Origin of the sequence: Streptomyces sp. NBRC 110035, assembly GCF_000829695.1 — a bacterium.
Taxonomy (GTDB): domain Bacteria; phylum Actinomycetota; class Actinomycetes; order Streptomycetales; family Streptomycetaceae; genus Streptomyces.
This window is the reverse complement of the sequence record NZ_BBNN01000047.1, coordinates 1-20909: the sequence shown is the minus strand read 5'-3', so window position 1 is coordinate 20909 and position 20909 is coordinate 1. Positions and strand designations below refer to the sequence as shown.

At 71.9% G+C, this 20909-nt stretch carries 17 protein-coding genes and 1 pseudogene; 16 read left to right on the top strand and 2 right to left on the bottom strand.

The genetic code is table 11. From position 1 onward, the window contains the following. The first annotated feature begins 93 nt into the window (after window positions 1–93). A complete protein-coding gene (locus TU30_RS28965) occupies window positions 94–1116 on the top strand; it encodes a 4-hydroxy-3-methylbut-2-enyl diphosphate reductase (RefSeq protein ID WP_107068606.1) in 1023 nt (340 codons plus the stop codon). A 146-nt stretch (window positions 1117–1262) separates the two neighbouring features. Beyond that, window positions 1263–2009 carry a polyphosphate--glucose phosphotransferase gene (gene ppgK / locus TU30_RS28960; protein WP_042175591.1) on the top strand — a complete coding sequence of 249 codons (747 nt, stop codon included), beginning with the start codon at window positions 1263–1265 and terminating at the stop codon, window positions 2007–2009. 60 nt (window positions 2010–2069) lie between these two features. On the opposite strand, the gene TU30_RS28955 is transcribed toward ppgK, so the two are convergent. Continuing rightward, window positions 2070–2669, bottom strand: a complete 600-nt coding sequence (locus TU30_RS28955; protein ID WP_042175589.1) for a DUF6542 domain-containing protein — start codon at window positions 2667–2669, stop codon at window positions 2070–2072. Window positions 2670–2850: 181 nt separating this feature from the next. Between TU30_RS28955 and ychF the strand changes: the two genes are divergently transcribed. From ychF to TU30_RS28885, 14 genes are all read left to right on the top strand, one after another. After that, window positions 2851–3939 carry a redox-regulated ATPase YchF gene (ychF, locus tag TU30_RS28950; RefSeq protein WP_042175587.1) on the top strand — a complete coding sequence of 363 codons (1089 nt, stop codon included), beginning with the start codon at window positions 2851–2853 and terminating at the stop codon, window positions 3937–3939. Between the two features lie 260 nt (window positions 3940–4199). Next, the gene (locus TU30_RS28945; RefSeq protein WP_052479955.1) at window positions 4200–5927 is read left to right on the top strand and encodes a SpoIIE family protein phosphatase; all 1728 of its coding nucleotides are present in this window, start codon (window positions 4200–4202) and stop codon (window positions 5925–5927) included. 750 nt (window positions 5928–6677) lie between these two features. Further along, entirely contained in the window at window positions 6678–7658 is a 981-nt protein-coding gene (locus TU30_RS28940) for a TIGR03557 family F420-dependent LLM class oxidoreductase (RefSeq protein ID WP_042175774.1), read from the top strand. A gap of 268 nt (window positions 7659–7926) precedes the next feature. Further along, window positions 7927–8358, top strand: a complete 432-nt coding sequence (locus TU30_RS28935) for an NfeD family protein (RefSeq protein WP_042175585.1) — start codon at window positions 7927–7929, stop codon at window positions 8356–8358. A gap of 4 nt (window positions 8359–8362) precedes the next feature. Further along, window positions 8363–9409, top strand: a complete 1047-nt coding sequence (locus tag TU30_RS28930; RefSeq protein WP_042175582.1) for an SPFH domain-containing protein — start codon at window positions 8363–8365, stop codon at window positions 9407–9409. Between the two features lie 454 nt (window positions 9410–9863). Beyond that, window positions 9864–10061: a hypothetical protein gene (locus tag TU30_RS33110; RefSeq protein WP_052479954.1), complete on the top strand. Its 198-nt coding sequence runs from the start codon at window positions 9864–9866 to the stop codon at window positions 10059–10061. Between the two features lie 328 nt (window positions 10062–10389). Further along, entirely contained in the window at window positions 10390–11970 is a 1581-nt protein-coding gene (locus tag TU30_RS28920) for a S8 family peptidase (protein WP_042175579.1), read from the top strand. Between the two features lie 287 nt (window positions 11971–12257). Continuing rightward, a complete protein-coding gene (locus tag TU30_RS28915; protein WP_042175577.1) occupies window positions 12258–13466 on the top strand; it encodes a DUF4190 domain-containing protein in 1209 nt (402 codons plus the stop codon). A 147-nt stretch (window positions 13467–13613) separates the two neighbouring features. Next, the gene (locus tag TU30_RS28910) at window positions 13614–14366 is read left to right on the top strand and encodes a GntR family transcriptional regulator (protein WP_042175574.1); all 753 of its coding nucleotides are present in this window, start codon (window positions 13614–13616) and stop codon (window positions 14364–14366) included. A 378-nt stretch (window positions 14367–14744) separates the two neighbouring features. Beyond that, entirely contained in the window at window positions 14745–14933 is a 189-nt protein-coding gene (locus TU30_RS28905) for an SPOR domain-containing protein (RefSeq protein ID WP_042175572.1), read from the top strand. 104 nt (window positions 14934–15037) lie between these two features. Continuing rightward, window positions 15038–15454 carry a (deoxy)nucleoside triphosphate pyrophosphohydrolase gene (locus TU30_RS28900; RefSeq protein ID WP_042175570.1) on the top strand — a complete coding sequence of 139 codons (417 nt, stop codon included), beginning with the start codon at window positions 15038–15040 and terminating at the stop codon, window positions 15452–15454. 189 nt (window positions 15455–15643) lie between these two features. Further along, window positions 15644–16042 carry an ATP-binding protein gene (locus TU30_RS28895; RefSeq protein WP_234308013.1) on the top strand — a complete coding sequence of 133 codons (399 nt, stop codon included), beginning with the start codon at window positions 15644–15646 and terminating at the stop codon, window positions 16040–16042. Between the two features lie 289 nt (window positions 16043–16331). After that, window positions 16332–19046 carry a SpoIIE family protein phosphatase gene (locus tag TU30_RS28890; protein WP_042175568.1) on the top strand — a complete coding sequence of 905 codons (2715 nt, stop codon included), beginning with the start codon at window positions 16332–16334 and terminating at the stop codon, window positions 19044–19046. A gap of 193 nt (window positions 19047–19239) precedes the next feature. Continuing rightward, on the top strand, window positions 19240–20154 hold the full coding sequence (locus tag TU30_RS28885; protein ID WP_042175565.1) for a class I SAM-dependent methyltransferase: 915 nt from the start codon (window positions 19240–19242) through the stop codon (window positions 20152–20154). A gap of 221 nt (window positions 20155–20375) precedes the next feature. On the opposite strand, the pseudogene TU30_RS28880 reads toward TU30_RS28885, so the two are convergent. Continuing rightward, a pseudogene (locus TU30_RS28880) lies at window positions 20376–20909 on the bottom strand (transposase); the annotation flags it as partial.

Below are 20909 nucleotides of genomic sequence, written 5' to 3'. Positions count from 1 at the left end.
GCCCTGCTCGTCGCCCCCGTGCACCCGCGACCCGGGCCGGTCCGGTGCCTCCCGCCGGACGCGATCACCGGGCGGTCGGACGTGGCCCTTACGATGGGACGCATGACCGCTTCGCCTGGCCGCCGTGTCCTGCTCGCCGCCCCCCGGGGCTACTGCGCGGGCGTGGACCGCGCCGTGATCGCCGTCGAGAAGGCCCTGGAGCAGTACGGGGCTCCCGTCTACGTCCGGCACGAGATCGTGCACAACAAGTACGTCGTGCAGACCCTGGAGAAGAAGGGGGCCGTCTTCGTCGAACGGACGGAGGAGGTGCCGCCGGGCAACATCGTCATGTTCTCCGCGCACGGCGTGGCCCCCGTCGTCCACGAGGAGGCCGGGCGCGGCCGGCTCGCCACCATCGACGCGACCTGCCCGCTGGTCACCAAGGTGCACAAGGAAGCGGTCCGGTTCGCGGGTGAGGACTACGACATCCTCCTGATCGGGCACGAGGGCCACGAGGAGGTCATCGGCACCTCCGGCGAGGCCCCCGACCACATCCAGCTCGTCGACGGCCCCGGGGACGTCGCCAAGGTCGAGGTCCGTGACCCGTCGAAGGTCGTCTGGCTCTCCCAGACCACCCTCTCGGTGGACGAGACCATGGAGACCGTCGACGCCCTCAAGGACAAGTTCCCCCAGCTGATCTCCCCGCCCAGCGACGACATCTGCTACGCCACGCAGAACCGCCAGCTCGCGGTCAAGCAGATGGGCGCCGAGGCGGACCTGGTGATCGTGGTCGGCTCGCGGAACTCCTCGAACTCCAAGCGTCTCGTCGAGGTCGCCAAGATCGCGGGCGCCCGCGACGCCCATCTGGTGGACTTCGCCGACGAGATCGACGAGTCCTGGCTGGAGGGTGTCTCCACCGTCGGCGTCACCTCGGGCGCCTCGGTGCCGGAGATCCTGGTCGAGCAGGTCCTGGAATGGCTCGCGCAGCGCGGCTTCGAGGACGTCGAGATCGTCAAGGCCGCGGAGGAGTCCATCATCTTCTCGCTGCCCAAGGAGCTGCGCCGCGACCTGCGCGAGGAGGCGGCGACACTGGTGGCGGAGCGCGGCGGCACGGGGACGGGCCAGGCCTCGGCGTAGTGCGGTCGGCGCGGTGTGCGCCGACCGGTGAGAGCACCCGGGGACGTGACGGCGCGACGTCGTCACGTCCCCATTCCTCACCCCGTGCCCGATCGGTGACGGCGTTCGATTCGGTGACCGTTCACCGTCCGGCTTAACGTGGTTCCATGCAGATCTTCGGTGTGGACATCGGCGGGTCCGGGATCAAGGGTGCCCCGGTAGACCTGGACAAGGGGGACCTGGCGCAGGAGCGCTGCAAGGTCCTCACCCCGCACCCGGCCACGCCGGACGCGGTGGCCGACGGGGTCAAGCAGGTCATCGACCACTTCGGCTGGACCGGCCCGGTCGGGGCCACCTTCCCGGGCGTGGTCACCGACGGCACCACGATCCGCTCGGCGGCCAACGTCGACAAGAGCTGGATCCACACCGACGCGCGCGTCCTGCTCGGCGACCGCCTCGGCGGCCTGCCCGTGACCGTCGTCAACGACGCGGACGCGGCGGGCATCGCCGAGATGCAGTTCGGCGCGGGCAAGGGCCGCCGGGGCACGGTCATCATGCTGACGTTCGGCACGGGCATCGGCAGCGCCGTGTTCGTGGACGGCGTCCTGGTCCCCAACACGGAGCTCGGCCACCTGGAGCTGCACGGCCACGACGCGGAGAAGCGGGCGTCCAGCAAGGCCAGGGAGGACAACGAGCTGACGTGGGAGCAGTGGGCGCACCGGGTGCAGAAGTACCTGGCGCACGTGGAGATGCTGTTCTCGCCCGAGCTGTTCGTGATCGGTGGCGGTGTCAGCCGCAAGTCCGAGAAGTTCCTGCCCCACATCGAGGGCATCAAGGCCGAGATCGTCCCCGCGCAGCTGCAGAACAACGCGGGCATCGTGGGAGCGGCGATGCGGGCGGCCACGGGCATGTAGGGCCACGGGGACATAGGGCATCGGGTGTCCGGACACCCGGTGCCCGGATGCGCCCGGACGTCAGGCCCGGTCCCGGTCCCGGGCGGCGGCGGTCCGCCGGTTGATCGTACGGATCATGCGCATCCGCCGGCCGAGCACGATCACACCGGCGACCAGGGTCCCCCCGTACAGCCAGCCGGCCTGGGTGGCCAGGCCGGTCACCATGCCCATGAGCCGGCCGCCGATTCCCCCGTCGCCCTCGTCGGCGACCGGGACCAGGCCCAGGGCGAAGGCGATCGGGACGACGACGGGCGCGGTGAGCAGGTCCCCCTCACGCACCCACAGAGCGGTCAGCACGCACGCCGGCAGGAACAGCACGCCGTACACGACCTGGGACGCCCCGAACAGCAGCGCGACGAGGGACCCGAGCGTCAGCATCACGAGACCGCAGAAGAGGCCGCCGCCGAGGCCGGTGAGCCGGGGGTTCGGCAGCCGCCGGGCTGCGGCGGAGGGAGCGGGCCGGCGGACCGGCGCGGGCCCGCGCCGGTCCGGGCGGGCGGACCGCGCGACACCACCCCCGGGGGCCCGCCCCGCCTGCGGAGGCAGCGGCGGCTTGGGCGGCCGGGCCGGTCGGTCGCGTCGCGGTCCGTACTGGGCAGGTCGCGTGCTGTGTTGCTCCACTGGACCAACCTAGGTCTGTTTATGTGCCGAATGGGCTGTCAGACACGCCGAGGAGCGAAGGCTGTCCAAGCGTTCGATTCGTAGGCGGGGTGGAGGCGGGGACGCCGTAGACTGGTGGATCGGCCCGCGCGCCCAGTCGGCCGGCCCTCGTCCCCCATCCTCACGTACGGGAAGTCGCAACGTGTCGCTCACGATCGGAATCGTCGGTCTGCCGAATGTCGGCAAGTCGACCCTGTTCAACGCCCTGACCAAGAACGACGTGCTGGCGGCCAACTACCCGTTCGCCACCATCGAGCCGAACGTCGGCGTCGTCGGCGTCCCCGACGCCCGGCTGGCGAAGCTCGCGGAGATCTTCGGCTCCCAGCGGATCCTCCCGGCCACGGTCGACTTCGTCGACATCGCGGGCATCGTGCGCGGCGCCAGCGAGGGCGAGGGCCTCGGCAACAAGTTCCTGGCGAACATCCGGGAGTCCGACGCGATCTGCCAGGTCATCCGCGCCTTCCAGGACGAGAACGTCGTCCACGTCGACGGCAAGGTCTCGCCGAAGGACGACATCGAGACGATCAACACCGAGCTGATCCTCGCCGACCTGCAGACCATCGAGAAGGTCCTGCCGCGCCTGCAGAAGGAGTCGCGGATCAAGAAGGACATCGCGCCCAAGGTCAAGGCGGTCGAGGAGGCCAAGGAGATCCTGGAGAAGGGCGACACGCTCTTCACGCACGGCATCGTCCAGGGCGGCGAGCGCAACGAGCTCCTGCACGACCTGCACCTGCTCACCACCAAGCCCTTCCTCTACGTCTTCAACGTCGACGAGGACGAGCTGACCGACGAGGACTTCAAGAACGAGCAGCGCGCCCTGGTCGCCCCCGCCGAGGCGATCTTCCTCAACGCCAAGCTGGAGGCGGACCTCGCCGAGCTCGACGAGGAGGACGCCATGGAGCTGCTGGAGTCGGTCGGCGCCGAGGAGCCCGGCCTCGCCACCCTCGCCCGCGTCGGCTTCAACACCCTCGGCCTGCAGACCTACCTGACCGCGGGCCCGAAGGAGTCCCGCGCCTGGACCATCAAGCGCGGAGCCACCGCCCCCGAGGCCGCCGGAGTCATCCACACCGACTTCCAGAAGGGCTTCATCAAGGCAGAGGTCATCTCCTTCGACGACCTCGTCGAGACCGGCTCGGTCGCCGAGGCCCGGGCCAAGGGCAAGGCCCGCATGGAAGGCAAGGACTACGTCATGCGCGACGGCGACGTGGTGGAGTTCCGCTTCAACGTGTGAGGGGCAGCGAAACGGCCCTGACCTGCGAGGAAACAGGTCAGGGCCGGGCGCTGGCGTTCCGCGGTGGACCAGGGCCTGATCGCAGGGGAGTCCGGTGAGTGGTTCCCGGGCGCGTATCCGGGCCGGGCCGGGCACGGTATCGCTCGTGCCGGCGTGAGTGCAGGGAGGTGCCCGGTGGTTGATCTTTTCCCGCAGTGGCCGACGCCTGCGGGTACCTTTCCTGGGGAACTCGGGCAGGTCTGCGTTCGCCGAGGAGGGTCATGGACGTAACCGGCACCGGCACGGGAGATTCCCCCGTGTCCGGTCCCCAGGCATGGTCCCGTGCCCTGCTCGGTGCGACGCTGGAGGGCGTGCGCACGGCTGTCGTCGTCGTCGACGACGACGGACTCATCGTCTCGGCCAACGACGCGGCCCAGGAGGTGCTGGGCCGCAGCCTCGGGGAACTCGTCGGGCAGGATTCCCACGACCTGCTGCACCGCGACAGCCACGGGCACGCCCCGCCGCGTACGCGCTGCCGGCTGAGGGACGCGCTGCTCGCCGGGAGGACCGGGCACGGTGACTCGGAGTGGTTCGCCCGCGGGGACGGCACGCTTGTCCGGCTGTCCTGGCTCGTCGCACCCTGTTCCTCCGGATCGGGGGAACAGGGCGCGCTGGTGCTGTTGTACGGATCGGAACGGGACGTGTCCGACGAAGGTGCCGACGAGGTCCCGGCGCCGCTGGCGGAGCTGGACCGCCTGGCCCTGCTGGCGGAGACGACCACCCAGCTGACGTCCACCCTCGATGTGGACGAGGCGCTGCGCCGGCTGGCGGCCCTGACGGTGCCCCGGCTCGCGGACTGGGCGGTGATCGATCTGCTCACCGAACGGGACGAGGTCCGGCGCGCCCTGGTGACGGAGCACAAGGACGGGATCCTGGTCGAGCGGGAGGACCTGCAGGGGCCCATGCCCCCTGTGCCGGGGGAGTCCCCGATGCCTCTTTCGCGGGCTCTGCGCGGCGCCGCGTCCTCCCTGGCCGACCCTGCCACCTACCAGGGGTCGCCCGATTCCGGAATCGCGGTCGAGCAGGGGCGCCTGTTCGCCGAGACGGGCATGCACTCCGCTGTCATCGCACCCATCCGGGGTCTGCGCGACGTGCTCGGAGCCCTGACCCTGGGACGCTCGAAACGTCCTGGCGCCTTCACCGCCGCCGATCTGCCGCTGCTGGAGGAGATCACCCGCCGGGCGGGCCTGGCGCTGGACAACGCGCGTCTGTACCAGCGCCAGCGCAAGGTCGCCGAAACCATGCAGCGCCACCTGCTGCCCCAGCTCCCCACCGTGCCCGGGGTGGAGATGACGGCGCGGTACGTGCCCGCTCCGCACGCCTCCTACGTCGGCGGTGACTGGTACGACGTCTTCGCCCTGACCGACAGCTCCCACGCCCTGGCGGTCGGCGACGTCGTCGGGCACGATCTCGACGCCGCAGCCGGCATGGCGCAGGTCCGCAACATGCTGCGGGCCTTCGCATGGTCCCGGCCCCAGGCCACGCCCAGCGCCGTCGTCACCCAGCTCGACGACGCCGTGAAGCACATAGCCGAGGTCCCCATGGCGACCATGATCCTGGCCACGCTCGCGCTCGGCGACGACGGGCTGTGGCGACTGTGCTGGACGAACGCGGGCCACCCTCCTCCGCTGCTGGTCGGCCACGACGGCCGGGCCCGCTACCTCACCGACGCCCACGGCATTCTGCTCGGGACCGGACTGCTCCGGCCCCGTCCCGACACCGTCACCGTCCTGCCGCCCCGCGCCACCGTCCTGCTCTACACCGACGGCCTGGTCGAGTCCCCGCACCACTCCATCGACCACGGACTGGACCGGTTGCGCCGGCACGCGGCCGCTCTTGCCCACCGCCCTCTCGAGTCCTTCTGCGACCTGCTGCTGGAGCAGGTCCGCCCCGGCGACAACGACGACGACGTCGCCATGCTGGCGTTGCGCACGCCCCCTCATGCGTAGATGCGCACGCCCTCTCGTGCGCAGACCGGAGGCCACGGCCGGCTTGTGGCGGCGTCCTGCCGCAGGTGCGCTGTCAGCGGTGCGTGGCACAGTGCGGCCGTGAGCTACGACCTGGCAGTGGGGGAAGGGGCCGAGCCCGCTGACGACGCGAGGGCGGGGGAGGCCTTCACCCGGTTGTACGACCGTCACATCGACACGGACGAAGAGCTTCCGGCGTCACCGCGTATCGCCGCATACGTCGCTCGGCTTCTGGCGCGATGGGCCGACCTCGCGGAAGACGAGGAGGAGGACACCTCTCCCTGGTCCACCGGGCCGCTGATCGACGAGGCGGCCGGCCCGGTCGTCCACTTCTCGATGCGCTACGCATGGCCGAAGAGGTCTCGGCATACGCCGCGGACCGTGCGGCGTCGGGGGGACTCGTCTGCTTCGATCCGCAGGCAGGGGCGCTGCGGCCGTAACCCCCTCAAGAAGATCGGGTGGGCGCAGGGGGGAGAGATCCACCGCGGGAGGAAACGCCGTCGCCGGTCCGGGGAGGTGGGCGCACCCTCCACCATGCCGACGGTCCACGAGGACGTTCCGGCCGCCCCGGTCGAGACGGTCACCGGCCGGTCGGCCGGGATCACCGCGCACCACCCCGGCGTCGGATCCGTCGTTCTCGACGTCCAGCGGGCGGACAGGTATGACGCCCGGCGTCGAGGGGTACTTCGGTGCGGACAAAACGCCCACGACGCACCGGGAAGCGAGGAACACATGAAGGTGGGTTACAAGCTGGCAGCCGAGGCGTTCGGCCCGGCGGAACTGGTACGGCAAGCGGTTCTCGCGGAGAAGGCGGGCTTCGACTTCGTCGAGATCAGCGACCACTACCACCCCTGGCTGGACAACCAGGGCCATTCACCGTTCGCCTGGACCGTCCTCGGGAGCATCGCGGCCAGGACCTCGCGGATCGGGCTGGCGACCGGAGTGACGTGCCCCACCGTGCGCTACCACCCCGCGATCATCGCTCAGGCCGCGGCGACCCTCTCCCTCCTCTCGGAGGGGCGCTTCGTCCTCGGCGTCGGCTCGGGCGAGCGGCTCAACGAGCACGTCGTCGGCCACGGCTTCCCCGACGCGGTCCGCACCCGGCACGAGATGCTCAGGGAGGCCCTGGAGATCATCCGGCTGCTGTGGAGCGGGGGCTACCGGTCCTACGAAGGGAAGCACCTGCGGCTGGAGGACGCCCGGGTCTTCGACCTCCCCGAGGAACTCCCCCTGATCGCGGTGGCCGCCAGCGGCCAGGTGTCGACGCGTATCGCCGCCGAACTGGGCGACGGGCTGTTCGCCACCGAGGACAAGCCGGAGATCGTCCGGCACTACCGTGACGCCGGCGGCACCGGCCCGCGCTACGCGGAGGTTCCCATGGCCTGGGCACCCGACGCGCACACCGCGGCGAAGGCCGCCCTGGAGACCTCGCGATGGGCCCTGACCGGGTGGAAGGTCATGAGCGAGCTGCCCAATCCGGTCAACTTCGAGGCGGCGACCACCACCGTGCGCGAGGAGGACGTCCTGGAGAAGTTCGCCTGCGGCGCGGACCCCGCCCGGTACCTCGAGGTGGCGCAGCCGTTCGTCGACGCGGGCTTCGACAGGCTGGTCATGCAGAACGCCGGCCCCGACCCCGACGGCTTCATCGACTTCTACCGGAGCGAACTCGACGGGCGCATCCGGCAGCTGAAGCCGAACGGCACACAGGCCTGAACCGCGTCGTGAACCGAACGGCACGTGGCGGGCGGTACGCCGCGCACAGGCCGCCCCGGTCCGCCGGTCACCCGGTCGGCACGCAGCCGCTTCTTCGCCCCGCGAACGGGTAAAGTGGAAGTAAACCCCGGGGATTCTTGCTCATGGCGGTCATGGCGTGTTCCTTCGCCGCGGTCGGGGAGTCCAGGGGGTATCGGGGCCGTCCCTCATTGGGGTCCAATGGTGAGGTCCGGTCCTTTGTCTCCGCGCCGTTCGGAAGAGGTGCGCAATGGATCCATGGCTGATCTGGCTCATCGTCGCCGCTGTGCTGGCAGTGGCGGAGATCTTCACGCTCACCGCCGCGCTCGGAATGCTGAGTGCCGCCGCGCTGGTCACGGCGGGGACCGCCGCGATCGGGCTGCCTGTTCCTTTCCAGTTCCTGGTGTTCTCCGCCGTCGCCGTCGCCACCGTGGTCTTCGTGCGCCCCGTCGCGCTGCGCCGGATGCGCCGGCCGCAAACGGCGCGCTTCGGTGTGGACGCGCTGGTGGGCAAGGCCGCCTCGGTCGTCACGGAGGTGACGGGCCTGGGCGGCAGGGTGCGCATCGAGGGTGAGGAGTGGACGGCCCGCGCCTACGACGAGACTCTGGTGATTCCTCCCGGGGCGACCGTCGACGTCATTGAGATCAGTGGTGCCACCGCGTACGTCTACCCCCGGGACTGAAACCATGGAAACCTCGGCGTTTCTCATCGCAGGCCTGATCGTCGCGCTTTTCGCGATCTTCACCGTGGTGCGGACGGTGCGGATCGTTCCCCAGGCGCGCGCTCGTAATGTCGAGCGGCTCGGCCGTTACCACCGCACGCTGAATCCCGGCCTCAATTTCGTCATTCCCTACATCGACCGCGTCCATCCGGTGATCGATCTGCGGGAGCAGGTCGTCTCCTTCAAACCGCAGCCGGTCATCACCGAGGACAACCTGGTCGTCGAGATCGACACCGTCCTGTACTTCCAGGTCACCGATCCGCGGGCGGCCTTCTACGAGATCGCGAGTTTCCTCCAGGCCGTCGAGCAGCTGACCGTCACCACCCTGCGCAACGTCGTGGGCTCCATGGACCTGGAGAAGACGCTCACCTCACGGGACACCATCAACAGCCAGCTCCGTGGCGTGCTGGACGAGGCCACCGGCAAGTGGGGGCTGCGGGTCAACCGGGTGGAGATCAAGGCCATCGACCCGCCGCAGACCATCAAGGACGCGATGCAGAAGCAGATGCGGGCCGAGCGGGACAAGAGGGCCGCGATCCTCGGGGCCGAGGGGCAGCGCCAGTCGCAGATCCTCACCGCCGAAGGCGACAAGCAGGCCGCCGTCCTGCGGGCCGAGGGCAACCGTACCGCCGCGATCCTCCAGGCGGAGGGCCAGTCCCGGGCCATCGACGAGGTGTTCCAGGCCGTGCACCGCAACGATCCCGACCCCAAGCTGCTCGCCTACCAGTACCTCCAGACGCTGCCGCAGCTGGCCCAGGGCTCGGGCAACAACTTCTGGGTCATCCCCAGCGAGATCACCTCCGCGCTCCAAGGCGTGTCGCGGGCCTTCAGTGAGGAGCTGCCCAAGTCGCCGGCCACCCGGGAGAGGCTGGACGACGACATGGCCGCCCAGGCCGCCAGCGACACGGCGCAGGCGGCGGAAGCGGCCGCCGAGGCCGTCGCCGACGCCGCCAAGGCGGACGGCGCCGCCGCCCCCGCCGCCCTTCCGTCCGACCCGTCTTCCCGGCGGTGAGCGGCCGGTGGCGACAGCCGCCCGGCCGCCGTCCCGGAGGTGGCCGACGGGGTCCGTCCGCCTGGGGTGAGAGGGCCCGGTGTGCGCGGCCCTGCGTCCGGGCCGGGCCTGTCCGCCGGACGGGCCCGGCCCGGGGAGCCGGCCGTGTCCGTGTCCTCGAGGTCGTCGGAGGGCGATGAGCGCACCCGCCGCGTTCGGCCCCCTGCGCGGGGCCGGGCCCGGCCCCGGTGATCTCCGAAGGGTGTGCGCGGGAGGGTCCGTGCGGCGGATCCCGCTGACCCGCGGTCGCACCGACCACGTCGGCGGGGCGCACGCCCCGGGGGAGCTCGCCGGCCGCGCGCACCGGTGGTGATCGACGAGGCCGACGCACCGATGCTCCGCTCGCGGCGGCCCCCGTGGCCGGACACCTCGCCCGCCGGGGCCGGTACCCGGGGACCCGACGGGCGGGGGGAGGGTGGCGGCGGCCGCGCACGCCGTCCTCTCCGGCGAGAGGGGGCCCACCCTGCTCGTCAGGGGCGGGGAGCGCATCTCGCTGGGCGGCGGCGTCCACCCGCCCCGGCTCGTGCCGCCGTTCACGACGGTGACGGAGGCGGACGCCGCCGGGCTGGGCCCCGCCCGCGGCCACGAAGCAGGCCGGCGCAGCAGCCCCTGACGCGCCGTCACCGCGCGGCCGGGGGCCTCGTGCCTCCCGGCGGACGGGCCGTCGTGCCCCTCCCGGCGGCGTGATCCGGAACCGTCCGGCCGTCCGGGCGGCGGGCCGCCGAACATGTCGGCTGCATGGCGTTGGTGTTTCGTTCGTGCGGGCCCTCTTGTGCAATTCCTGTGGAACCCTCAATCTTTCGGCTGACGCCCGCAGTCGGTTCGACAGTGATCATTGACATGCTCACGTCACTCGTGACCGGCTACGCCACACCAGCGGCACGTGCGTCACCAGCACCGCCCCCCACAGCAACGCACCCCGACTGAGGAGGAACCCTCACATGGCGTTGATGCGTCACCCCCACCGAAGACTGGCCACCCTCGGCGTCGCGACCAGCGCGGCGCTCGTGGCAGGCCTCGTCTCCGCGCTCCCCGCCGGCGCTGCCCCGGCCGCCGCCGAAGGTCACATCCAGTACGAGGACGCTGCGAACGCCGTCAGCGACAGCTTCATCGTGACCCTGAAGGCGGACGAGGCGAAGTCCGGCTCCGCCGAGGGCCGCGCGGTGGCCAAGAAGTACGGCGCCGAGATCGAGCGGACCTACACCAAGGCGCTCAACGGCTACGAGGTCGAGGCCTCCGAGGCCGAGGCGAAACGTCTCGCCGCCGACCCGGCCGTCGCCTCGGTGGTCCAGAACCGCACGTTCCGCACCACCGGCACCCAGAACAACCCGCCCTCCTGGGGGCTGGACCGCATCGACCAGGCGAACCTGCCGCTGAACAACTCGTACACCTACCCGGACTCGGCCGGCGAGGGGGTGACGGCGTACATCATCGACACCGGTGTCCGCATCTCGCACAGCGACTTCGGCGGCCGCGCCCGCAACGGCTACGACGCCGTCGACAACGACAACGTCGCCCAGGACGGCAACGGCCACGGCACCCACGTCGCGGGCACCGTCGCGGGCAACGCCTACGGTGTGGCCAAGAAGGCCGACATCGTCGGCGTCCGCGTGCTGAACAACGCGGGCTCCGGCACCACCGCCGGGGTCGTGGCCGGCATCGACTGGGTGGCGCGGAACGCGGTCAAGCCGGCCGTCGCCAACATGTCCCTCGGCGGCGGCGCCGACAGCGCCCTCGACACGGCCGTGCGCAATGCGATCAACGCCGGCATCACCTTCGTCGTCGCGGCGGGCAACGAGTCCACCAACGCCTCCACCAAGTCCCCGGCCCGGGTGACCGAGGCGATCACCGTCGGCGCCACCACCTCCAGCGACGCCCGCGCCAGCTACTCCAACTACGGCTCGGTCCTGGACATCTTCGCCCCGGGCTCCTCCATCACCTCCGGCTGGCACACCGGCGACTCGGCCACCAACACCATCTCCGGCACGTCCATGGCGAGCCCGCACGTCGCCGGAGCGGCCGCACTCCACCTGGCCGACAACCCCTCGGCCACCCCCGCCCAGGTCTCCTCCGCGCTGACCTCCGCCGCCACCAGCGGTGTCGTCGGCAACCCGGGCAGCGGTTCACCCAACCGCCTGCTGAGGGTCGGGGACGGCGGCACCACCCCGCCGCCCACCGGTGACCGCTTCGAGAGCACCCAGGGTGTCGCCATTGCCGACAACTCCACCGTCGAGACCTCGGTGACCGTCTCCGGTGTCCCGGGCAACGCGCCCTCCGGCCTGGCCGTCGAGGTGGACATCACCCACACCTACATCGGCGACCTCCGGGTCCAGCTGATCGCCCCCGACGGCACGGCGTACACGCTGAAGGCGTACGGCACCGGCGGCAGCGCGGACGACATCGACACCACGTACACGGTCGACGCCTCCTCGGAGACCGCGAACGGCACCTGGAAGCTGCGCGTCAGCGACAACTACACGTACGACACGGGCCGGCTGAACGGCTGGGCCCTGCAGTTCTGATCCGACGGGACCGGATCCGCGGGCAGGTGCCCGGGACGCCGTCCCCCGTCCTCGCCCCCGTGAGCGGGCTCCGGATCACCGATCCGGCCCTCCGTCACGGGGGCGAGGCGTGTGGGCGGGGGCGGGGCGTCCCGCCCGGCGCGGGCCGCTCGAACGGGGGTGCCCTCAACGGCCCTGTCCGACGGCACGCTTACGATGCGCGGAGCCATGTGCCCCGGGCGGCGGTCCGCGCCGGCGCACGCACCACGTCCCCGCAGCAGCACGGCAGAACCAGGAGCACGGCACTCGTGTCCATATCCCCGCCCTACGGGCCCCGGCGGCCCGAGGACGCCCCGGGGCAGCACCCGCAGGGGCAGCAGTACCCCGCTCCCCGGCCCCAAGCGCCGTACGCGCCAACGCCGTTCCCCCAGAACCCGTACGGGCTCCGGCCTCCGCCCCGCTTCAACGGGCTCGCCATCGCCTCGCTCGTCCTCGGCCTGCTGTGGTTCGTGCCGGTCGTCGGGCTCGTGCTGGGGATCGTCGCGCTGGGGCAGATCCGGCGTCGGGGGGAGCAGGGTCGGGGCATGGCGATCGGCGGGATCGTGATGTCCTCCGTGTCGCTGGTGGCGTGGGTCGTGCTCGCCGCGCTCCTCGCCGTCTTCTGGGACGAGCTCGACGAGGTCTCCGTGACGGGCGGCACCGGGGTCCACGACCTCGCCGACGGCGACTGCTTCGACTCGCCCGGAGGACTGGTGGGCTGGGCGACCGAGGCCGACCGGGTGCCGTGCGAGGGGGAGCACGCCGGGGAGGTCTTCGGTACCGTCCGTCTGCCCGACGGCCCCTACCCGGGCGACGACAGCCTCTTCGACACCGCCGACGAACGGTGCTACGGCCTCGAGGACGCCTACGCCATGGACGGCTGGGCCCTGCCGGCCGACGTGGACGTGTACCACCTGACCCCGTCCAGGGACAGCTGGGACTACGGCGACCGCGTCATCACCTGCGTGTTCGGCAACCAGGACGAGAACGGTACCCTCACCGGTTCGCTGCGCCGGGACGGGACCACGCTCGACGCGGACCAGGTGGTCTACCTGAAGAGCACACACGTCATCAACGCGGCGCTGGACCGGGCCCCCGAGTCGGAGTTCGTCGAGGACGACCTGCCCGGCCACCGGGAATGGGCCCGGGAGATCTCCGAGGCGCTCGCCGGGCAGAGCGGGATGCTGCGGGACCACGAGTGGCCGGCCGCCGCCGAGGAGCCCGTGGCGGATCTCGTCGGTGTCCTCGAGAGGGCAGAGGCCGCATGGGCGAAGGCCGCCGGGGCGGACGACGTGGACACCTTCTACGCGCACTACGACAGGGGCTGGGAACTCATCGACCCCGAGCGGTCGGTCCCCGCACGCGAAGCCCTGGACCTGGCCACCACCCCGCCCGTGTTCGACGAGGACGAGGACGAGGGCGGGGGCGACGGCGGGACCGGGGGCGGGAGGGCCGACGAGGACCGCATCGAGGTGTGAGGTCCGCTATAGCGGGGAGAAAGTGCCTGCGTAAAGACCCCCGCGGGGGTATGTCATCACATCGAGTGATTCTCTGGCCTTCGCTTGCCTGGTGCAACGTACGGTTGCCACGCTGTCGCCGTCCGTACGACCTGATGGGAGCGGCCAGTGACATTCGGTGAGCAGCCGGCATATCTGCGCGTCGCGGGTGATCTCCGCAAGAAGATCGTCGACGGTCGGCTGCCCCCGCACACCCGCCTTCCGTCCCAGGCGCGGATCCGCGAGGAGTACGGCGTCTCCGACACGGTCGCGCTGGAGGCGCGCAAGGTGCTCATGGCGGAGGGCCTCGTCGAGGGCCGCTCCGGTTCGGGGACGTACGTCCGTGAGCGGCCGGTGCCCCGGCGCGTGGCCCGTTCCGGGTTCCGCCCGGAGCGTGGCGCCACCCCGTTCCGGCAGGAGCAGGCGGACGGGGACGTGCGCGGCACCTGGGAGTCGAGCAGCGAGCAGGCCGATGCCTGCGGGGACGTCGCCGAGCGGCTCGGGGTCGAACCGGGGGACAGGGTGATGCGCACCCGGTACCTCTTCCGGGAGGCCGGTGAGCCGATGATGCTCTCCACCTCCTGGGAGCCGCTCGCCCTGACCGGCCGGACGCCCGTGATGCTGCCCGAGGAGGGCCCCCTCGGCGGCATGGGCGTGGTCGAGCGCATGCGCGCCATCGACGTGATCGTGGACAACGTGACCGAGGAGGTCGGCGCCCGCCCCGGCCTCGCCGAGGAGCTGGTGCTGCTCGGCGGTGTTCCCGGCCACGTCGTCCTGGTCGTCCGGCGCACGTACTACGCCTCGGGCCGCCCGGTCGAGACGGCCGACGTGGTGATCCCCGCCGACCGGTACCGGGTCGCCTACCACCTCCCGGTGAAGTAGCCGCCCCGGCGGCCGTCACGGACCGCGACCCCGAGCCGCCGACGACCCCGGAACACTCCCTCTGCGCCCCGTCCGGGCGCGCGCTCGCCCCGACGGGCAGCGGCGTGCCCGTTCGGGCGCCGCACGAATCTGGCCGTTCTCGCAGGTGACCCCCCGGCGGCAGGCGCGGGGGCGGTGTGCCCCTGACCGGATGCGTCGAACTCGCCCACGGCGCATTCGTCGCGATGCGCCCCCTGCGTACTGGCCGGTTGCGTACCTCTTCGTGCAAACCCATGTTCGCTGAGTGAAGGCAAGGCGTAGGCTCGGGCATATGCGGACTGGGGATTCCTTACCGGGCGGGGCGCGGCGCAGGTCGCGGACGGGAAGCGGAGGGGCGCGATGAACGACGGCACGGCCACGCTTCCCTGGCTCGTGGTGCGACAGGACGACAACGGCAACCGCTATCGCGTGGGCCGGTACGCGACCCGCGCCGAGGCGCAGAAGATCGCGGACAGTCTCGACGGCCGCGGGCACAAGCAGCTGTACTGGGTCGAGCACATGGGGCGCACCGCGACGCCCTCCGACTGATCTCCCGCCGATCCCTCACGGACCCCACCGCGACGCGGTCCGCCCCCCGTCCCGTCCTGTCGCGTTCGGGGCAGGCCCCCCGGGTCTGCCGTAGGCTCCGGCGCATGAGTGAGCGGATCGTGGTGGTCGGCGCGGCCCTGTGGCACGGGGGAAGGCTGCTCGCCGCCCGCCGCAGCGCCCCCGTCGACCTGGCCGGGCGCTGGGAGCTGCCGGGTGGCAAGGTCGAGCCGGGTGAGGCCGAAGAAGCGGCTGTCGTGCGGGAGTTGCGTGAGGAACTCGGTGTGGACGCCGAGGCCGAAGAGCGCGTGCCGGGGGAGTGGGTGCTGAGGGCGCCGTACGTGATGCGGGTGTGGACCGCCCGCCTGCGCCCGGGATCCGCCGCCCCCGAGCCTCTCGAGGACCACGACCGGCTGCGCTGGCTGACTCCCGCGCAGATCTGGGACGTCGACTGGCTGGACCACGACGTGCCGGCCGTCCGCGACCTGCTCGCCCATCTGGACCTCACCGCGCGGGGCGGGTGACGCACGCGCCGCGGCGGACGGGTGCGCGCGCCGCGCTCCGCATCACCGTCCCGCGTGTCATGACGTGGAGTCGAAGACGGTATTCGACCACCCATGCCGGGTATGAGCCCATTGGTCCCACGGGGTCGGGGTCCGTGGAACGGAGCGCGGGCGGTGGACCGGCCGCCGGTGAGGGACGGAGGTGATCCGGTGGCCGACACCGAGGGCGACCACGTCACCTGGACCTTCCCCGCGGACCCGGGCGCCGCGGGTGCGGCGCGCTCCACGGTCCGGGCCCAGTTGCACGGCTGGGGCCTCGACTGCGTCGACGACCAGGCGGCCCTGCTGGTCAGTGAACTGGTCACCAACGCCCTCCGGCACGCCACCGGCCCCATCGGCGTCCGCCTGTTGCGTCCCTCCGGCCTCGACGGGGTCCTGCGGGTGGAGGTCTCGGACCCGCTGCCGGGCCTTCCGTACGAGCGGTTCGCCCGGCCCGAGGACGAGGGCGGGCGCGGACTGCAGCTCCTCGCCCGTACCGCCCGCCGCTGGGGCACCCGGTCCGGCGACGTCGGCAAGACCGTGTGGTTCGAACTCGCCGTGCCGAAATGAGCGTTCGCCCCCGGCTGAAAACAGCCGCTGCACCGCTCCTCGCCGGTGTCCGCACGGGCCCTTCCGCCGGGCGGCCGGTTCAGGCCCCCGACGGTTGTCGAAGAAGGGGGTTCGATGACGTGTCCGCTGGTTAGAAGACGGGGAGTGTTCTCACAGACCGGACCGAAAAGCATCGGGACCGTGCTGTGATCGTGAACACCGTGTTGTGCGGCGCCGTAGTGCTGGATACTGCGGGCAGCCGCCCCCGGTGACCGGTGCCGGACGCGGTGAGCTGGAGGGGACGGTTCGCGTGAGCGAGATACCAGCGAAGGCCACGGAGTCCGAGGACCCGTCGGGCGGCGCAAGGGCCGGGGCCGAGGACGGCCCCTCCTCCGGCGATGTCTCCTCCCGCGTTCCTCTCGGAGACCTCCTGCCCGCCGGTGACGTCTCGTCCGAGGGCGGGACATGGCAGGTCAGTCCCCCCGGCTCCCTGTACGACTACATCAAGGTCGCGTCCTTCTCCATCGGCCCCGACGGACTGGTCGACCAGTGGAGCCTGCGCGCCGAGCAGATCTTCGGCATCCCCGCACGGCGGGCGGTCGGGATGGACCCCATCGCGGTCTTCGCCGACCCGGACCGGCGCGAGCAGGGCCAGCGCAAGATGGCCGAGATCCTCGACGGCCGGGAGTGGACCGGGGTCGTGCCCTTCCGGCTCCCCGACGCGGGGGAGGGCGGCGAGCCCGGCGGTGAGGCCCTCGCCGAGGTCTACGTCATGCCGACGCGCACCGAGGAGGGGGAGAAGGCGGCCGTCTGCATCGTCGTCGACGTGCGCACCCTGCGCAGCATCGAGACCGACCTCGCCGCTTCGCAGGCCATTTTCGGCCAATCTCCTTTCGGTTTCCTGCTGATCGACCCCGACCTGCGGGTTCGCCGCGCCAACGAGCGGTTCGCGTCCATCTTCGGCGGTACGCCCGACGACCACCGGGGCAGGGACGTCCAGAGCTATCTGCCGCGCGGTGAGGCCGAGCGGGTCGACGCGACCATGCGCAGGGTGCTGGACACCGGCCAGTCCATCACGGACATGCACGTCACGGGCTTCGTACCGGGCTCCGCCGGGCGCCGTCACTGGTCCATCAACCTGTACCGCGTGCACAGCGGCAGCGGTCGCCCGATCGGCATCGCATGGCTGGGGACGGACATCACCGCCCGCCGCGCCGCCGCCCGGGAGGCCGCCGCCGCGCGGCGCAACCTCGCGCTGCTCAACGAGGCGGGCGCCCGGATCGGCAACTCCCTGGACCTGGAGACCACGGCCCGCGAACTCCTCGACGTCGCCGTCCCCGGATTCTGCGACCTGGCCACCGTCGACCTCTACCAGGGGCTGCTGGCCGGCGACGAGACCCCGCCGGGCCTCGCCGACGGCAGCGCCGAGGTGCGCCGCGTCGCCTTCGCCAGCGCCGTCTCCGAGGCGCCGTTCAGCGTCACCGGCGAGCCCGTCGAACTCGGCGCCGTCCACCACTACGCGTTCAACTCGCCGTGCGCGGACGCCCTGCGCACCGCCCGCCCGCGGACCCTGCCGGGCGAGGACGGCGGGCTGGTGCGGTCCACGCTCGCCGTGCCGATGGTCGCCCACGACACGGTGGTCGGTCTCGCCCAGTTCGCCCGGACCAAGGGCAGCGAGCCGTTCGGGGACCGCGACCGGGAACTCGCCGTGGAACTGGCCGCGCGCGCCGCCGTCTGCATCGACAACGCCCGCCTCTACCGGCGCGAGCACGAACGCGCACTGATACTGCAGCGGTCCCTGCTCCCGCCCGGCGACCCGGAGGCCTCCGGCCTCGACATCGCCTGCCGGTACCTGCCCGGCAGCCCGGCCACCAGCCGCCCCAGCGAGGTCGGCGGCGACTGGTTCGACGTCATCGAACTGCCCGGCCACCGCACCGCGCTGGTCGTCGGGGACGTGATGGGGAGGGGCCTGCGCGCCGCGGTGGCGATGGGCGAACTACGCACCGCCGTCCGCACCCTGGCCCAGCTCGACCTCGAACCCGCCGAGGTCCTCTCCCAGTTGGACGAGATCGCCCGGGGCCTCGGCGCCCCGGGAGGCGTCCAGCAGGCGACCCGGGCCGCCCGCCGCCCCCAGGAGGCCGACCTCTCCGAGGTCTACCTGGCGACGTGCGTCTACGCCGTGTACGACTCGGTGACCCGCAGGTGCACCTTCGCCAACGCGGGCCACCTGCCGCCCGTCCTGGTCGAACCCGGCGAGCCCGCTCTGATGCTGGACGTGCCGCCGGGCCTGCCGCTCGGCGTCGGAGGGGAGCCCTTCGAGGAGGTCGAGGTCGAGCTGCCCGAGGGCGCCCTGCTCGCGCTCTACACGGACGGACTGGTCGAGAGCCGCGACCATCCCCTCGACGAGGGCCTCCAGGCCTTCGTGGGCGCGCTCACCGACCCCGTCCGGCCGTCGGGCGACGACCCCCACGACGGCTCCGCGCCGCCGCGCGCCGACACCCGGAACCTGGAGGACGTCTGCGACCACGTCCTCAACACCCTCGACACCCACCACGGCGAGGACGACATCGCGCTGCTGATGGCACGTGTCCAGGGACTGCCCGCCGACTCCGTGGGCGACTGGGCGCTGCCCCGCGAACCCCGCAGCGTGGGCCGCGCCCGCGAGTACGCCCGTACACAACTGCTCGCCTGGGACCTGGAACCCCTCGTCGACACCACGGAACTCCTGGTCAGCGAACTGGTCACCAACGCCCTGCGGTACGGCGAGGGCGAGATCAGGCTCCGTCTCCTGCTCGACCGCACCCTGGTCTGCGAGGTCTGGGACGCCGGTCTGGTCCAGCCGCGCCGCCGCCGCGCCCGCGACACCGACGAGGGTGGCCGCGGCCTCCAGCTCGTCGGCCTGCTCAGCGCCGCCTGGGGCTCCCGCCGCACCCCCCGCGGCAAGACCGTCTGGTTCGAACTCCCCCTCCCCGGCGCCGACACCACCCTCACCGACCCGGCAGAGGCCCTCCTGAGCCTCTTCTGAGCCTCTTCCGGCACCTCGGCCGGCGGCCGGCGGCCGGCCGGGCCGCTCACCGGGAAGACCGGGTGAACACTCCATGACGGCGGGGCGTCGTCATCGAGAGATTTCCGCGGCGCGGTGGCAGGGTCCTATGTGAGCGACCGGTCGGCCCTCTACGGTCGGTGGCACCTCCCACCCCAGCGAGGATCACCGACCCATGCGAGCTCTCCTCACCAGCAAGGCCGCCCGGCGCGGCCTGCGTCCGGTCGTCGAACTGATCGACCAGCGCATCCAGCGGCAGATCAGACGGGCCCTCGCGGACACCGCGGGCGAACCGTTGAGACAGGAGCTCAGAACGCTGCGCAACCGCCAGCGTCCCCTCGAGCTCCTCTTCGACGGGACAGGACGCGGCGCGTCCCGGCTTCCCTCCGCCTCCCACCTGGAGCGGAGCATCGAGGAGCTGACCCGGGTCACCGGGGACCGCGAGGGCGCGGAACGCAACATGGCCCAGGCCTTCCGGCTGCTCGTCGCCCTGGAGGCGCTCGGCGTCGGCCGGATCGCCGGCGGCACCATGAACATCTGCGGCAAGCTGTCCGCCGTGCCCCTGCTCGATCCGCCGAACGACGAGATCCTTGAGATCGGCACGCTGTACGGCATGTTCGGCGCGGGTCTGATCCGGATGATGGAGCGCGCCGGACGCGACCCGAGGCTGACCGTCGTCGACCCGCTCGCGGGGACACAGCTCCAGCCCGGCGCCTCCATGACGGACGACGCCTCCGGCACCCCGGTGCGCGAAGCGGCCGTGCGCGCCAACCTGGCCATGATGGGCGCCGCCGGTGCGGCGACCCGGATCCAGCAGGGCTTCTCCGAGGACCCCGGGGTACGGGCCCTGGTCTCCGACCGCTCCTACGGTGTGATCGTCGTGGACGGTGACCACTCGGCCGCCGGCGTCGCCGCGGACCTGGAGTGGGCCGAGCGGATCGTGGCGCCCGGCGGCATCGTCGTCCTGGACGACTTCGGGCACCCGAAGTGGCCGGGGATCAAGGAGGCCCATGCGAAGCACATGGCCACCGACACCCGGCTGACCTTCCTCGGCCAAGTGGCGCACTCGGGCTATCTGAGGGCGGCGTGACCCCGGACCCCGAGCCCTCTGAGTCCCTGGGCTCTCGGGCCTTGAGATCCCGGGCCCGCTCGGTTCCCGGGCTCTGAGCTCCCTGAGTTCCCGGGCCCCGAGCTCGGGCCTCAGGGCCTGCTGAGTCCCCGGGCTCTCTGGGGTTCTCGGGTCCGGAGTTTCCGGGCCGTGAGTTCCCGGGTTCTCGGGCTTCGAGTTCCCGGGCCTTCTGAGCTTGAAATTTAACCTTTGCGAGCTTTGCGGCGATTGCGTTCAGTAACGCTCTCCGGGCGTCTGGTGGTCTTGCCGACGTCGTAGCGGGTGGCGGGCCGCTGGTTCTTCGATCCAAGCGGCCTGCCTGGTCCGGGTGTTGTGGGTTTCGGAGCACGGGCCGGATTGTGCAGGTGCGGGCGGATGTTCCTGAACCCGCGGCGGACGCGGGCCGGAGTGAGTCGGGAGGGTTCGGCCGGCTTCTCCCAGGGGCGGCGGAGGTCGGCGGCCGCCGCGCGGGTGAGGCGGAGCTGAGTGTGGGCGGCGATCACGATCCAGGTCCACCGGTCCGCCGCCTCGGGGGTACGGAGCTTGGGGCGGGTCCAGCCGAGGGTCTGTTTCGCGAAGCGGAAGGTGTGCTCCAGGTCGAATCTGCGCAGGAACGCCTGCCAGCGCAGATCGACGTCCTGGCTGGTCATCCCGGTGCGGGAGGACCACAGCCATAGCGGCAGCGGGTCGGCGCCGCCGGGCAGGTGGTCGACTTGGAGGCGGATCACCGTGCCCTC